Consider the following 14615-nt stretch of genomic DNA (forward strand, 5'->3'; position numbering starts at 1 on the left):
GTGGACGCGCTAGGATGGGTGATCGGGAGATCAGCGCCATGCCCCATCGCACACCGCCGCCGCCACCACCACCATCGCCGCCACCATCGCCACCACCCGCGCCGGACGACTTGCAGCAGTGCCGCCGCTGTGACTTGTGGCGGCAGGCCACCCAGGCCGTGGGCGGCGCCGGCCCGGCGCACGCGCCCATGATGGTGGTGGGCGAGCAGCCGGGCGACCAGGAAGACCTGGCCGGCCTGCCGTTCGTGGGCCCGGCCGGCCACCTGCTCGACGCGCTGTTCGCGGAGGCGGGTGTGGACCGCGCCGGCGTCTACGTCACCAACGCCGTCAAGCATTTCAAATGGGAGCCGCGCGGCAAGCGGCGCCTGCACAAGACGCCGGCCCAGCAGGAAATCGACGCCTGCCGCTACTGGCTGGACGGGGAACTGGCCCGCGTGCGCCCGCGCGTGGTGGTGGCCCTGGGCAGCACGGCGCTCAAGGCCGTCACCGGCAATCCCCACGCCACCCTCAGGCAGGCCATGGGCCAGCCGCAGCGGCACCAGGGCCGCTGGATCGTGGCCGTCTACCATCCTTCCTTCGTGTTGCGGGTGCCGGGTGCGCAGGCCAAACAGGACGCGCGCGCCCAGCTGGTGGCCGGGCTGCGCGAGGCCGTGCGCCTGTTGCGCGCGCCCGACGCCGGCGTTTAGCGCCCTGATCGACCAAAGTGTTGTTGGCGCGCACGCCGCCGCCCCCCCAGCCTGTCCGCTGGCGGAGGGGCACGGGTATAATGTTTCCATGGAAAAACTAAGAGACTTCGCCCAGATAGTGTCGCAAGCCGAACGTGGCGAGCTGGTTTTTCCCACCAGCGTCAATGCCGCGCTGCGCCTGCAGCTGGCGCTGGCCGATCCCGATTGCGCCACGGACGACGTGGTGCGCAAGGTGCTGGCCGAGCCGCAACTGGCGGCGCGCACGGTGGCGCTGTCCAATTCGGCCGTCTTCAACCGCCGCGGCCCGCTCGTCACGGGCGTGCGCACGGCGGTGCTGCGGGTCGGCTACCGCAATTTGTACACGATGGCGGCGGCCATGGTGGTGCGCCAGTTCGGCAGCCGCATCCGCGATCCGCAATTGCGCGCCATGGCCGGGCAGTTGTGGCGCCACACGGCCCACGTGGCAGCGCTGGCCCATGTGCTGGCCCGCCATGTGACGGCGGTCGACGCCGACACGGCGCTGTTCGCCGGCATCGTGCACGAGGCGGGCGGCTTCTACCTGCTGTCGCGCGCCGACGAGCTGCCCGGCCTGCTCGACGATCCGGCCGAGTGGATGGGGGCGGCCCGGGAAATCATTACGCGCGAGATGATGCGCAAGCTGGCCATTCCGGAGCCGGTGGCGCTGGCCATCGTGGCGCTGCGCGGCGCGACGCTGACGCCGCCACCGGCCGGCCTGCGCGACACGCTGTTGCTGGCCAAACGGCTGGCGCCCGTGGCGTCGCCGCTGGCGCTGCCCGTCGACGCGACCGGCACGGACCAGGCGCTGGAAGATTATGTGCGCGACAACGCGCGGCTCGACGATGTGCTGCGCCAGTCGGCGGCGGACGCCGACTCGATGAGCGCGGCGTTGCTGGTCTGAGGCGGCGCCCGCACTTCAACTGCTGTCAGGTCGCGCTGCTATAATGGGCCGGCCCGTCACCGCCCATCCGCGTCATGTCCCACACCGTTCCCGTTCCCTTGTTCGTGCCCCGCAATAAGAAGCCGCGCAATCTCGCCCAGGGTGTGGTGGAGAGCGTCACCGCGCGCATCCGCAGTGGTGACTGCAAGCCCGGCGACAAGCTGCCGGCCGAATCGGACATCATGGAGCAGCATGGCGTGAGCCGCACCGTGGTGCGCGAGGCGATCTCGCATTTGCAGGCGGCGGGGCTGGTACAGACCCGGCACGGCGTGGGCACCTTCGTGCTGGCGCCGCAACCGGCCCGGCTCAGCGTGGCGGCCGGCGCCGTGCACAGCCTGCCCGACCTGCTGGCCGTGCTGGAATTGCGCATGAGCGTAGAGACGGAGGCGGCCTGGCTGGCCGCCACCCGCCGCAGCGCGCAGCAGGTGGCGCAGATGGAGGCGGCGTTGCGCCGCATCCTGAGCGGGGCCGCGCTGCCGGGCGTGTCGGAGGAAGCGGAACAGCGCTTCCACCTGCTGATCGCGGAGGCCACCGGCAACCGCTATTTCATCGACCTGATGACGGACCTGGGGCAGGCCATCATCCCGCGCGCCCACCTGGCGCCGGACCAGCTCTCGCGCCTGTCGCAAGGGGCGGCCGGCGACTGCCTGCAGCGCATCTACCGCGAACACGAAGACATCTACTACGCGATCGAGCGCCAGGACCCGGAGGCGGCGCGCGCCGCCATGCGCACCAACCTGTGCAACTGCCGCGAACGGTTGCGCCGCGCGCAGGCCATCGATGGCGCGCCGGCCACGGTCTGACTCAGTGCCAGTCCCAGTGCCAGATTCAGTGCCGGGTTCAATACCAGAGCTGCCACGACACGACGGCCGCGTTGTACAGCGCGTGCACCAGCATGGGCGCCAGCAGCCGCTTGCTGCGCTCGTAGCTCCAAGCGGTCAGTAATCCCAGCACGAACACGGGCAGCATCGACAGCGGCGGGTGGACGATGGCGAACACCGCCGCGCTGACCAGCATGGCGGGCAGCGCGCCCATCGAACGCCGCAGGCCACCGAAGATCAGGCCACGGAAAATGAATTCCTCGCACAGCGGCGCGGCCAGCACGGCCAGGGCCAGCATCCAGCCCGGGTGCAGGGTGGCGCCGGTCGCGGCGGCTGACAGCGCCGGCGCCAGCGCGCTGTGGCGCAGCGCCGCCAGGTAGGCCAGCCCTACGGCGATGGCCGGCACGGCCATGGCCAGGCCCAGGCCCGCCGCCGCCCCCGCCCCAGTCCCAGTCCCAGTCCCCGCATCGCCGCCGCGCACGATGGCCGGCACGCCGGCCGTCCTGTTGCGCCAGTAGATCAGGCGGGTGCAGCCATACACGGTGGCGCCGGCCGAGGCGAAGGCGATGGTCAGGCCTTGCAGCCCGATCTTGCCCGGCCCGTCGCTCAACAGCATGCCGATCAGCGCTTGCAGGACGAAGAAGGCGGTGGCCGCCATCAGGCCATCGGCCGTGGAGACGCGGGCTGGCGGCGCGGCGGCCGGGTCCAGCAGATAGGGCAGCTCGTCGCGCGCCTTCTGCCACATGGCCAGCGCCAGCGCGCCGCACAGCACCATCACCACCAGCTTTTGCGGCCAGAAGGTGGTGTAGATGGAATAGCCGTAGAAGCTGGCCAGCAGCATGTACAGGTAGACGTAGCTGGGCCGCACGCGGGTCCGCACATCCGTCGCCAGCGGGTCGCAGGCGAACACGCCCAGCGCCACGGCGATCACGGCGAAGACGGGCATGCCGGTCAGGACCAGGAGGAACGAGCCGGCCAGTGGCCAGTCCAGCGGTGCGCCGGCATGGAGCGCCAGGCCGAACACGCCGAGCGGGTAGAACAGGGCCAGCACGCCCCACAGCTGCACCTTCTCGCGCAGTACGCTTTCCACGTTGCGGGGGAAGGTGTACAGCAGCCACAGCACCGGACCTTCGTTGTTGAGGGTCTGGAAGGCCGACAGCATCAGCACGTAGCTGCCGATGCCGAAGGCGACGGCGGCCACCACCGACGGATGGTGGGCGAACTGGCCCAGGTCGTGTAGGGCGCCGTTGAACATCAGCTGGCTGCCGATGATCACCACCGGCAGCAGCAGGCTTTGCACCAGGAAGTTGCGGTCGCGCGACAGCAGGCGCAATTCGCGCCGCTTGACCGGCGATAGCAGCCCGCGCGCACCGGCGCGCGGGGTGGCCGTGGCGTGATCGGCGCCGGCCTTGGTGGGTTCGTCCATGGTTGTCCGCACCCTGGGGCGCCCGCTGGCGCGCTCGCCGGAGGCCACCACGCCGTGGCGCAACTGGTATCCCAGCAAGGCCACGCCGCCAGCCAGCAGCAGGCCCACCTGGGCCAGCAGCAGTGCGGCCAGCGCGGCGGCGCGGCCCGGCGTGGCCGCCTGCAGCAGCTGGATCATGACGCCGGGCGGCGTCCATGCGCTCCAGGCCGGATACGCAGCGGCCCATTCGATGGGGAAGCTGGCGCCGTTGGGCATGCCGAGCGCCATCACGAAATAGAGGATGGGCATGGACGCCAGGCTGGTGAGCGCCTGCAGGTTGCGCAATTGCGAGGCCGGGAGCCACATGCGCAGGCCCGTGTCGGCCAGCGTGTGGCACAGGGCCGTCAGCGGCAGCAGCAGGGCCGCCATCGCCAGCATGGCCAGCGGCACGCTCCAGCGCAAGCCGGAATACCAGGCCAGCAGGCCGCACAGGGGCAGCAGCGCGAACAGGGCGGTGGGATTGCTCACGCTGCGTTCGAGCACGCGGCCCCACAGCAGCGTCTTGCGCCGCACGGGCAGTGTGGCCAGCCATTCCAGGTCCCAGTCGGCCTGGGCCAGCTCGCGGCTGCCCACCGCGAACAGCACGCTGACCAGCAACAGCAGGGTGAGCATCATGGTCAGTGCGCTGGCCAGGTGCGGGCTGAATGGCGTGGTGGCCAGAGCGGCCGCGCCCTTTTCCAGCGCCATGTAGGTGGCGCCCTGGTCGTCGGTGGCGGCGCAGGCGGCGTCGATGTGGCAGTGCAGGTTGAGCACCGCGTTGCGCGCCAGCTGGGTGAACGAGAAGCCGGCCATCAGTGCGATCAGCAGGGCCAGCAGCCACGAGTTGCGGCGCTTGCCCGGCGTGGCCGCGCGGCCGGCCCGCTTGCGCCGCGCGGCGCGGAACAACAGGGCATCGGCCTGGTTGAGCAGCCGCGTCAGGCGCAGGCGCGCCATCAGCAGCATGGCGCGGCCGGGCGACGGCGCGGCCATCATGGCGCGACGCCGTCGTCGCCGGCTGTGATCTTCAGGAATACGTCCTCCAGCGACGCGGCGGCCGAGGCGTCGCCACGGATTTCGTCCAGCGTGCCGGTGGCCACCAGCTCGCCGTGGTGGATGATGCCGACCCGGTCGCACAGCTTTTCGGCCATGTCCAGCAGGTGGGTGGAGACGAAGATGGTGGTGCCTTGCGCGGCGGCGGCCAGCAGGCGTTCCTGCACCTCGCGCGAGGCGCGCGGATCGAGGCCGTTGATCGGTTCGTCGAGGATCAGCACGGCCGGTTCGTGCACCAGCGCGCAGGCCAGCCCCAGGCGCTTTTTCATGCCCAGCGAGTAGTTGACGGCGTAGTCCTCGCCCGCTTCCTCCAGCCCGAACTCGGCCAGCAGGCGTGCACCGCGGCGGGCCGCTTCGGCGCGGTCGTAGCCGTGCATCTCAGCCACGAACTGCAGGATCTCGCGGCCGCGCAGGTAGTCGTAGAACACCGGCGTGTCGGGCAGGTAGCCCACGTGGCGCTTGACCTCGTGGGCCGCGCCGTGGCAATCATAGCCGTTGATGCGCACCTGGCCGGCGCTGGGCACGAGGATGCCCATCATCATGCGGATGGTGGTGGTCTTGCCGGCGCCGTTGGGGCCGAGGAAGCCGAACACTTCGCCACGCCGTACGGTCAGCGACAGCGGCTTGACGGCGTCGAAGGCGCCGTAAACTTTGGCCAGGCCTGCAAATTCGATCATGGTGTGCTCCGTGCCGGCCGCCGGCGCGTCGCGCCCGGAGCAGCCGGCTAGTGTTATGACAAGTTTGACTGGATCATAACACCACGGCAACGGGCCCGGGCTGGAGCTGGATCAATGCGGGCTGTACAGGTCCATGCCGAAGCGCTCGGTGCGCGGGTGCCAGTTGCCCTGGATGTCGGCCGAGGCCAGCACCCGCACGGCGCGGCCGATCAGCAGCGCGCGCGGCACCAGGCCGATGTAGCGCGAGTCGGCGCTGTTGTCGCGGTTATCGCCCAACATCATGTACTGGCCGGGCGGCACCGTGATGGGGGCGAAGTTGCGCCGCGCGTTCACCTGCGGCAGCAGCTGGATCGCGTGCGGGGCGGCCGCGCCGGCGGCCATGGTTTCGCGCAGCTGCACCGTGCGCAGCGTGCCGGCCGCGCCCACCGTCTCGCGGCCATCGCCGAGCAGGGCGTAGCTGGACGGCTGGCCGTTGATGATCAGCTGCTCGTCGCGCATCTCGACGCGGTCGCCGGGCAGCGCGATCACGCGCTTGATCAGGCGCGTGCCATCCTGGGGCGAGCTGAAGGTGACGATGTCGCCGCGCTGCGGCTCACCGGTGTGGCCCAGCACGATGTCCGTCAGCGGCAGCTTGACGTTGTAGGCCAGCCGGTTCACCAGCACCACGTCGCCTTCGAGCAGGTTGGGATGCATGGAGGCGGACGGGATAGGATTCCAGTCCGCCACGGCCGTGCGGAAGATGCCGAACAGCGTGAGGAACAACAGGAACCCTTTGTTGGCGCGTATCCAGCCTTGCATGATGTCTCCGTGTGGATGTTGAATGTGTTGCCAGTATCGTCACGGTTTCTTAATCAGGACTTAGCGGTTGTTGCAAACTTCTTAGCGCCCCGGTTCGGGGGCGGGGGCGTGGCTCACCTGCACGCTGACCCGGTAATCGGGTACCGGCGCCTTCATGTGGGGCACGCTGTCGGGCACCACGCCGAGCAGGGTGAAGGTCAGGCCGCCCTGGTTGGCGGTCTTGCTGGCGCCGGGCATGTCGGCCGCCAGCACGAAGCTGGTGCTGGTCCCGCCCTTGGTGAGGGTGAAGGTGTAGCTGATGTAGCCGGCCCACACGCAGACGGCGCCTACACGGCAGCGGCTGTCGTTGACGCGTTCCAGCCGCAGCACGGTGTCCGGCGCGATGGTGGCGCTCTGGCCCTGGGTCAGGGCGACGGTGATTTTGGTCGGCGCGGGTGGCGCCGGGGGCGCGCCGTCGCTGGCGCGCGCGCCGCTGCCGGCCAGGGCCGGCAGCAGTAAAAGCAGTAACAGATAGTGCCAAACATGGCGCGACAACTTGCTGTTCATGCGTATCCTTTCAGTCAGGAATGCAACGAGACGAACAAATCGAGAATAGCAGCGGCTGCCCGGCGGCGGCGCACGGTCGGCGTCACCCATCACGGCGGGATGGATATGGTACACGCACCGGCGGCCGCGCCAGAAAAAATGCCGCCCGGCGCGGTCGCGGGGCGGCATGTGTGCGGCACGGGGGCCGGCCGGTCTTGCCAGATTCTTACACGTAGGCGGCCAGCGCGCCTTTCATCTTCTTGAGCGCGGCCGATTCGATCTGGCGGATGCGTTCAGCCGACACGCCGAATTCGTCGGCCAGCGTGTGCAGCGTGGCGCCGGAACCGTCGTCGTTGGCCAGCCAGCGCGCTTCGACGATGCGGCGCGAGCGCGGATCGAGCTTGCCCAGCGCCGTTTCCAGCCCTTCCGACTGCAGCCGCGTGACCTGCTCCGCTTCCAGCACGCGGGTCGGCTCGCTCTGCTCCGAGGACAGGTAGGCGATCGGGGCGAACTTGTCGTCCTCGTCGTCCGATGGCGATTCGAGGGCGATGTCGCGGCCACTCAAACGGGTTTCCATCTCGATCACTTCCTCGCGCTTCACGTCGAGCATCTTGGCCAGGCCGTCGATCTGCGACGGCGTCATGGCGTCCAGGCCCTGCTTGTGGCTGCGCAGGTTGAAGAACAGCTTGCGCTGGGCCTTGGTGGTGGCCACTTTGACCAGGCGCCAGTTCTTCAGGATGTACTCGTGCATCTCGGCCTTGATCCAGTGCATGGCGTACGACACCAGGCGCACGCCCTGGTCCGGGTCGAAGCGCTTGACGGCTTTCATCAGGCCGATATTGCCTTCCTGGATCAGGTCGGCGTGCGGCAGGCCGTAGCCGAGGTAGCCGCGGGCGATCGACACCACCAGGCGCAGGTGGGACAACACCAGCTCTTGGGCGGCGGCCAGGTCATTCTTTTCCTTCAGGCGGCGGGCCAGCGAGACTTCGTCGTCGTGCGACAGCATCGGCAGGCGATTGACGGCCGAGATATAGGCATCCAGGTTGCCCAGGTTGCCAGTGAACCCGAGGCCCAGAGCACGGTTGGCGGCCGGGACCAACGCGTTCGGTGCGGACATCATATTCATGTAATTCCTCGCTAGCTGATATTGCTAAGTGTCAATGTGCCATGCAGCCGGGTGGTTCACATCCGATGTTACCGTTTGTTACCCCATTTATGACCCGCTGCGGTAGTGCTTGAGGAAACCGGGATTCTTGCGCTAAAAAGTTGCTTCTAAGAATACCCAGCCCCACGATGTTTCATATATTAGCACTCTCCGTCGATGAGTGCCAATCGCCATCCATAATCGCTTTGATAGTAAAAATGCTATCGGTTTTTAGCGGTCTATGGCGTTTGCGTATCCAGTCCCGGCGCAGTGCCGGCGCTGGATGTGGGCGTCATATTGACCAAGGCAATACACCGCAGCTGACGACGCGATCAGCATGCGGTGGCGAGCTTAAGCGGAACTTAATTGTAGGCCGGTGCGCGCCGAAAAACCGTGCGCGAACGCACGATTGGGGCATACACGGCTTGACGGGACTCAGTCCAGGCGCGACAGGTGGCGCTGGACCGACAGCATGGCGCCCACCAGGCCCAGGGTGGCCGACACGGCCAGCAGGGCAGCCATGGCCAGCGGCGGCAGCGGTGTGAGCTGGAATTCGGATGCGTACAGGCGGGCGAACTCGGCGATGGCCGTGTTGAGCGGGCGCAGGGCCAGCGCCACGGCGCCCAGCGCCACGGCGCCCGCGCACAGGCCCAGCAGGGCGCCCGTGTAATAGAACGGGCGGTGGATGAAGGTGTCGGTGGCGCCGATCAGCTTGGAGACGATGATCTCGTCGCGCTGCGTCATCACCTGCAGGCGGATGGTGTTGAACACCACGGCCACCACCACCGTGCCCAGGGTGGCGGCCAGCAGCAGCAGGGCCAGCCGCAGCACCTTGATCAGCGCGGCCAGCCGCTTGACCCAAGCCGAATCGACCTGCACCGTGTCCACGCCGGGCAGGGCGCGGATCTGGTCGGCCAGCGCGTCCACGTCACCGCCGGCCTGGGCGTTGCGGAAGGCGTCGAGCTTGAGCACGTAGCTGTCGGGCAGCGGATTCTCGCCCAGCGTGCCGAGCACGTCGGACAGTCCGCTCTTGGTTTTCAGGTTGTCGAGCGCCTTTTCGCGCGCCGTGAAGATGATCTTGGCCTGCTTGTCGGCCACCAGCTGGCGCAGCGTGGTCGCCATCGCCTCGGCGTCGGCGCGCGGCAGCTCCTGCTTGAGGAACACGCTGACTTCGGGATCGACCGACAATTGCTCGGACATGGGGCGCACGTTGTCGAGCAGGGTCACGCCCGCGAACGGCAGCGCCAGCGCGATCGCCACCACGATGATATTGAACAGGAAGCTGCCGGGCGCGCGGCGCACATGCACCAGCGCCGCCGCCAGCGCAAAACCGTGTTGCCGTAACCAGTTGCTCATGCCTGCGCTCCCGCTGCGGACTGGCCATCGATCTGGCCGTGTTGGAGGTGGATCACGCGGGCCGCAGCGTCCAGCATCTGTTCATCGTGGCTGGAAATGAGGCAGGTCACGCCCACGGAATGGAAGGCCTTGAGCGCGTCGAGCACCTGGTTGGCGCTGGCGCGGTCCAGGTTGGCCGTCGGTTCGTCGGCCAGGATAATCTGGGGCCGGTTGACGATGGCGCGCGCGATCGACACGCGCTGCTGCTCGCCGCCCGACAGGGCCAGCGGCTGGCCCAGCGCCCGGTCCAGCAGGCCCACCTTGTCGAGCGCGGCGCGGGCGCGCTGCTCGGCGGCCGCGCGCGGCGCGCCCGTCACCAGCAGCGGCAGCATCACGTTGTCGAGCACGGAACGGTCGGTCAGCAGCCGTTGCTGCTGGAAGATCAGGCCCAGGTTGCGGCGCAGGAAGGGCAGGCCGGCCGGCTTGATGCGGCCCACGTCCTGGCCGTTGACCAGCACCCGCCCGCTGCTCGGGCGCTCCATGGCCGCGATCATCTTCAACAGGGTGGATTTGCCGGCGCCCGAGGGGCCGGCCAGGAAGACCAGTTCGCCTTTCTCTACCGTCAGCGACACGCCGCGCAGGGCGGTGGCGTCGGGGGAATATTGCTTGGTGACGTTCTGGAATTCAATCATAGGCTTATCCGAGCAGGGCTTCGACAAAATCGGCCGCCACGAAGGGCTGCAAGTCTTCAATCTTTTCACCGATGCCGATGAAGTACACGGGCACCGGGCGCACGCGCGCGATGGCGGCCAGCACGCCGCCCTTGGCCGTGCCGTCGAGCTTGGTGATCACCAGGCCCGTCAGTTGCAGCGCGTCGTCGAAGGCCTTGACCTGGGCCAGCGCGTTCTGGCCGGTGTTGCCGTCGATCACGAGCAGCGTTTCATGGGGCGCGCCTTCCATGCCCTTGCCGATCACGCGCTTGACCTTTTTCAGTTCCTCCATCAGGTGCAACTGGGTCGGCAGGCGGCCGGCCGTGTCCACCATCACCACGTCCATGCCGCGCGCCTTGCCCGATTGCACGGCGTCGAACGAGACGGCGGCCGGGTCGCCCGAAGCCTGCGAAATCACGGTCACGTTGTTGCGCTGGCCCCAGACCATCAGTTGCTCGCGGGCGGCGGCGCGGAAGGTGTCGCCGGCCGCCAGCAGCACCGACTGGCCGTGCGACTGCATGTGCTTGGCCAGCTTGCCGATGGTGGTGGTCTTGCCGGCGCCGTTGACGCCGGAAATCATCATCACCAGCGGCTGGTGGCGGCCCAGCTCGAACGGGCGCTGCAGCGGCGTCAGCAGGTCGATCATCAGCGTTTTCAGGGCCGCCTTGACGGCCGCCGCGTCCAGCAGCTTGTCTTCCTTGACCTTGCGCTTGAGCGCGTCGAGCAGGTACTGGGTCGCCTCCACGCCGGCATCGGCCATCAGCAGGGCCGCTTCCAGTTCATCGTACAGGTCGTCGTCGATCTTGGCGCCCACGAACAGGATGGACAGGTTGGCCGAGGTCTTCGACAGGCCCGCCTTCAGGCGCGACATCCACGATTTGCGCGGCGCCGGTTCCTCCACCGCCAGCAAGGGCTCGGCGGACGGCGCGCTGGCCGGCAGCGGCTGCGGCGCGGCGGCGGGCGGAACTTCGGGAACGACGGGTTTTTTCTTGAAGAAACTAAACATGGATGTGTGATCGAAGGCGCTTCAAGCGGATGGCCGGCGGCGCCGGACACTGGGAATGGCGATATTTTACCAGAGCACGGGGCGGGGCGGCCCGCCGGGGCTGTCTGAATGGCAAGACCGCAGCCGCCGATGACGGGCCAACAACGGACCGGCAACGGGCCGACGGCGGGACGGCGCGGGGCCGGCCGCCCGGGTGTCAGCCGGCGCGCGTGCTCTGGCGCGGGTGGCGCAAGCGCCATTCGGCGATGGCGTGGCCGATTTCGCTCAGGTTGAGCACGCGCACGAATTTGGGATTGCGCCGGCGCAGCGCCGCGTTGTTGCCGCCGGCCCATAGCTCGGCCGCCTCGGGCAGGCGCATGTGCAGTTCGGCCAGGCTGTCGAGCGCCTGGCGCGGGTTCATCGAGGCCGAGAACGACAGCGCCACGATGTCGCCCTGCAGCACGCGCACCGCCTCCACCACTTCCAGCAGCGGCGTCTGCACGCCCAGCGACACGCAATAGGCGCCTTCGACCACGCACATGGCCTCGGCCATCAGCAAGCCGAGGCTGTGGCGGTCCTGGGGCAGGGTGGTCAGCAGGATGCGCGGCGCGCCGATGCTGGCCGCGTTGGCCTGCGGCACGGAGAAGATGGCGCTGCGCATCACCATTTTCAGCGTTTCCGTGTACAGGTGCTCTTCGAACACGGCCAACTGGCCGCTGGCCCAGGCTTCGCCCACCAGCCGGGTCAAGGGCGCCACCAGGTCGATCACGAAGCTTTTCAGGCCCATCACCAGCAAGGCCTGCGACAGGCGGCGGCGCAGCGCGTCCATGTCGTGCGCCTTGCACAGTTCCAGCAATTGCTGCTGCTCAGGATGGGGCTGGGATAACTGGGGACCGGACTGAACGGCGCGCTCGGCCATCGCCTGCAATTGTTCGACGTCGTAGCCGATCACCTTGCCGGGCCGGAAACCGAGGTCGATCAGGCGCTTGATCAGGCGCAGCTTGCGCACCTGTTCCACCGGGTAGCTGCGTTCGCCGTGGGCGTCGCGCAGCGGTTGCGGGAAGTCATAGCGCCGTTCCCAGACCCGCAGCGTTTCCTTGGCCACGCCGGTGTCGCGCTCGACGTCGCTGATGGTGCTCGAAACAGGCAAAGTGTGGGCGTTAGTTTTCATCAGCTTGTGCGGCTACGGGAATCGGGTAGACGCTGGTTTGCGCACATGGTTTTGGTGCCTCTGGTGCAGGCATCGGTTCGGTTTGGGTTCCGCGTTGCCAGCAGCAACTGAGCCTCAACTTAACAGCAATCTGGCTGCAATCGGGCTGCAACATCACTGGAACGCGACCTGCATTCTAACCGTGTTTAAGAGAAGAAAGTGGTGGTGCCGGGCCGCGTTTCCAGGCCACTTATCCACAGTATAGAACCTTGTCCACGACACACTGTTGACATAAAGAACTAATCTCAAAAATAGTGCGAATGCTTCCTATTTGCCATGGACAAAAAAGTTGGCGCGCCGGTGAAAAAAAACCAAGAATGTTGTGGCGGAGCAGTGTCCGGATGGCGTCTCCGGTGCGCGTGGCGGCGCCAATTGTTAAATCGCCAGGGCAGCCCGGCGCCATTGGCCCGGTCGCTGCTTTCATGAAGGCGTTTCATGTTGTCGGGCCGCCCCGTCGGCCGCCGGCAGGGGCGCGGAGGGGCCCCGGGACCAACTTTTTGTCGCCTCTCGACAACAAGTAGCAATTGCTTACAAATTGCTGCTGCGGCGCAGCAGCAGGGTGCGCGCGCAGAATTTATTTCATTAATTGAGCACTCTTACTATAGACAAACACGGTTCCGCCCCCTGTTTTCCTGCGGAAACTGCCAAACATTCTCCGGGTAAGGCGGCTTCTACACATTTGGTATAAGTGTGCCGAGCAAGGGTTCGGTATAAAATACAGCCAGAAATAGCAATGTAGCTATTTTTACTTAGTCCGACACTGATGCATTTTTCAATTGCAGCAGCTTCAGGCGGTCCGGTTCGCCGGGCGCCGCACCAAGTTCATCTGTGCGGATTTGACAAGTTAGTGGGCTGTCTCGGCAGGATATATTGCGATGCGGTAAAATATTGCAGTTTTTGAAAATCCAGCACGGTGACATGAAGGAAATCGCCGCAAGCGATAACCAATATGAGCGTTTTTACACTTGATGGATACTCAAAGCGTCAGTATAGTGCCGCCTCCGGTGCCACAAGCACCGCGATAAAGCCGGCATCGATTAAATCGGCCGCAACACAATGTGAACGCGTCCGGCAACAAGGACTGCAACGTGGCAGCTGGGGAGAATGCCCTCACGCATAAACGACGCCCCAACCGGCGCCGAATAAGCACCGAATTTAGGCGTAGCACTAGCTTTACCTTTTTACCCGCAACACAACTGAAGGAATTACGTAATGAAAAAATCTCTTATCTCCATCGCAATCCTGGGCGCAATGAGCAACGTTGCCTTCGCACAGTCGAACGTGACGATCTACGGTACCGTTGATGCCGGCATCGTGAGCGAGCGTGGTGGTGCGGCTGGTACCGTAACCAAAGTGACCTCGGGCGTGGCTTCGGCTTCGCGTCTGGGCTTCAAGGGCACCGAAGATCTGGGCGGCGGTCTGAGCGCCGTGTTCGTCCTGGAATCGGGCGTGAAAGCTGACACCGGCGCGTCCGACGTTGCTGGTTCGATCGCTAACCGTCAATCGTACGTTGGTCTGGTGTCGAAAGAAGCCGGCACCGTGCTGCTGGGCCGTCAGTACACCCCTTACTACGAAACCCTGCGCGACGTGGCTGACCCGTTCGCTCTGGGCCTGGCTGGTACCGCCAAGAACCTGTTCGCAACCCAGGACACCCTGACCCGCAACAGCAACGCCGTGACCTACCGCACCCCTTCGCTGAACGGCGTGCAAGCTGAACTGTCGTACGCCGTGGGCGAGCAAGCTGGCTCGAACAAGGCACAGCGCCAGATCGGTGGTTCGGTTGGCTACTCGAACGGTCCTCTGAACGCAAGCTTCGCTTACAACGCACGTAACAACGACACCGCCGCCGTTGACGCGCCTATGGGCCACAACTCCCTGCTGGCCGTGAACTACGACTTCCAGGTTGCCAAGGCCTTCTTCGCCTACGGCCGTGACAAGGGCCAGCTGTCGCAGCTGTCGCCTGTCGTTGACAGCAACAACATCCTGGTTGGCGCCACCGTGCCAGTCGGCCCAGCAGGCAGCGTGATCGCCTCGTTCACCCGTAAGAACGACAAGCTGGCCGCTAACCAAGACGCTGACCAGTGGGCCATCGGCTACACCCACGCTCTGTCGAAGCGTACCAGCGCCTACGTCGCTTACGCCAAGATCAAGAACAAGAACGGCGCGTTCTACACCGTTGGCAACAACACCGAAGCCGGCACCGGCGACAAGGCTTTCAACGTTGGCCTGAAGCACAACTTCTAATTTCCGCCTAGTTCGGATTTAGATGACA

13 protein-coding genes are annotated in these 14615 nt (G+C 66.5%); 4 read left to right on the forward strand and 9 right to left on the reverse strand.

The features are described 5' to 3' along the window. The first annotated feature begins 38 nt into the window (after positions 1-38). From H3H37_RS04675 to H3H37_RS04685, 3 genes are all read left to right on the forward strand, one after another. The gene (locus H3H37_RS04675; RefSeq protein WP_229218659.1) at positions 39-686 is read left to right on the forward strand and encodes a UdgX family uracil-DNA binding protein; all 648 of its coding nucleotides are present in this window, start codon (positions 39-41) and stop codon (positions 684-686) included. Between the two features lie 88 nt (positions 687-774). Then, on the forward strand, positions 775-1605 hold the full coding sequence (locus H3H37_RS04680; protein ID WP_182160482.1) for an HDOD domain-containing protein: 831 nt from the start codon (positions 775-777) through the stop codon (positions 1603-1605). Between the two features lie 74 nt (positions 1606-1679). Then, the gene (locus H3H37_RS04685; RefSeq protein WP_182160483.1) at positions 1680-2447 is read left to right on the forward strand and encodes a FadR/GntR family transcriptional regulator; all 768 of its coding nucleotides are present in this window, start codon (positions 1680-1682) and stop codon (positions 2445-2447) included. Between the two features lie 37 nt (positions 2448-2484). Here H3H37_RS04685 and H3H37_RS04690 read toward each other — a convergent pair whose 3' ends face one another. The 9 genes from H3H37_RS04690 to H3H37_RS04730 form a co-directional block, all read right to left on the reverse strand. Beyond that, the gene (locus tag H3H37_RS04690; protein WP_182160484.1) at positions 2485-4902 is read right to left on the reverse strand and encodes a CPBP family intramembrane glutamic endopeptidase; all 2418 of its coding nucleotides are present in this window, start codon (positions 4900-4902) and stop codon (positions 2485-2487) included. Continuing rightward, on the reverse strand, positions 4899-5636 hold the full coding sequence (locus tag H3H37_RS04695; protein WP_182160485.1) for an ABC transporter ATP-binding protein: 738 nt from the start codon (positions 5634-5636) through the stop codon (positions 4899-4901). Before H3H37_RS04695 ends, H3H37_RS04690 begins: the two co-directional genes overlap by 4 nt. 111 nt (positions 5637-5747) lie before the next feature. Beyond that, a complete protein-coding gene (gene lepB / locus H3H37_RS04700) occupies positions 5748-6434 on the reverse strand; it encodes a signal peptidase I (protein ID WP_182160486.1) in 687 nt (228 codons plus the stop codon). 81 nt (positions 6435-6515) lie between these two features. Beyond that, positions 6516-6980 (reverse strand): hypothetical protein, encoded by a 465-nt coding sequence (locus H3H37_RS04705; protein WP_182160487.1) that lies wholly within the window; start codon positions 6978-6980, stop codon positions 6516-6518. A gap of 205 nt (positions 6981-7185) precedes the next feature. Beyond that, positions 7186-8079: an RNA polymerase sigma factor RpoH gene (gene rpoH, locus H3H37_RS04710; RefSeq protein ID WP_182160678.1), complete on the reverse strand. Its 894-nt coding sequence runs from the start codon at positions 8077-8079 to the stop codon at positions 7186-7188. Between the two features lie 459 nt (positions 8080-8538). Further along, positions 8539-9459 carry a permease-like cell division protein FtsX gene (gene ftsX, locus H3H37_RS04715; protein WP_182160488.1) on the reverse strand — a complete coding sequence of 307 codons (921 nt, stop codon included), beginning with the start codon at positions 9457-9459 and terminating at the stop codon, positions 8539-8541. Continuing rightward, on the reverse strand, positions 9456-10130 hold the full coding sequence (locus tag H3H37_RS04720) for a cell division ATP-binding protein FtsE (protein ID WP_182160489.1): 675 nt from the start codon (positions 10128-10130) through the stop codon (positions 9456-9458). The genes ftsX and H3H37_RS04720 overlap by 4 nt, the downstream gene beginning before the upstream one ends. Before the next feature lie 4 nt (positions 10131-10134). Further along, the gene (gene ftsY / locus H3H37_RS04725; RefSeq protein ID WP_182160490.1) at positions 10135-11154 is read right to left on the reverse strand and encodes a signal recognition particle-docking protein FtsY; all 1020 of its coding nucleotides are present in this window, start codon (positions 11152-11154) and stop codon (positions 10135-10137) included. A gap of 196 nt (positions 11155-11350) precedes the next feature. Next, complete coding sequence (locus tag H3H37_RS04730; RefSeq protein WP_182160491.1) at positions 11351-12304, reverse strand: MerR family transcriptional regulator; 954 nt, start codon at positions 12302-12304, stop codon at positions 11351-11353. A gap of 1251 nt (positions 12305-13555) precedes the next feature. Here H3H37_RS04730 and H3H37_RS04735 point away from each other — a divergent pair. After that, a complete protein-coding gene (locus H3H37_RS04735; protein ID WP_182160492.1) occupies positions 13556-14587 on the forward strand; it encodes a porin in 1032 nt (343 codons plus the stop codon). The last annotated feature ends 28 nt before the right edge of the window (positions 14588-14615 follow it).

This window comes from Rugamonas brunnea, from assembly GCF_014042345.1.
GTDB classification, from domain to species: domain Bacteria; phylum Pseudomonadota; class Gammaproteobacteria; order Burkholderiales; family Burkholderiaceae_D; genus Rugamonas; species Rugamonas brunnea.

Coding starts and splice junctions, on each gene's coding strand:
- H3H37_RS04705 (WP_182160487.1), bottom strand. CDS start 6,980: ATGAACAGCAAGTTGTCGCGCCATGTTTGGCACTATCTGTTACTGCTT.
- H3H37_RS04735 (WP_182160492.1), top strand. CDS start 13,556: ATGAAAAAATCTCTTATCTCCATCGCAATCCTGGGCGCAATGAGCAAC.
- ftsX (WP_182160488.1), bottom strand. CDS start 9,459: ATGAGCAACTGGTTACGGCAACACGGTTTTGCGCTGGCGGCGGCGCTG.
- H3H37_RS04680 (WP_182160482.1), top strand. CDS start 775: ATGGAAAAACTAAGAGACTTCGCCCAGATAGTGTCGCAAGCCGAACGT.
- rpoH (WP_182160678.1), bottom strand. CDS start 8,079: ATGATGTCCGCACCGAACGCGTTGGTCCCGGCCGCCAACCGTGCTCTG.
- H3H37_RS04690 (WP_182160484.1), bottom strand. CDS start 4,902: ATGATGGCCGCGCCGTCGCCCGGCCGCGCCATGCTGCTGATGGCGCGC.
- H3H37_RS04730 (WP_182160491.1), bottom strand. CDS start 12,304: ATGAAAACTAACGCCCACACTTTGCCTGTTTCGAGCACCATCAGCGAC.
- H3H37_RS04675 (WP_229218659.1), top strand. CDS start 39: ATGCCCCATCGCACACCGCCGCCGCCACCACCACCATCGCCGCCACCA.
- ftsY (WP_182160490.1), bottom strand. CDS start 11,154: ATGTTTAGTTTCTTCAAGAAAAAACCCGTCGTTCCCGAAGTTCCGCCC.
- H3H37_RS04685 (WP_182160483.1), top strand. CDS start 1,680: ATGTCCCACACCGTTCCCGTTCCCTTGTTCGTGCCCCGCAATAAGAAG.
- lepB (WP_182160486.1), bottom strand. CDS start 6,434: ATGCAAGGCTGGATACGCGCCAACAAAGGGTTCCTGTTGTTCCTCACG.
- H3H37_RS04720 (WP_182160489.1), bottom strand. CDS start 10,130: ATGATTGAATTCCAGAACGTCACCAAGCAATATTCCCCCGACGCCACC.
- H3H37_RS04695 (WP_182160485.1), bottom strand. CDS start 5,636: ATGATCGAATTTGCAGGCCTGGCCAAAGTTTACGGCGCCTTCGACGCC.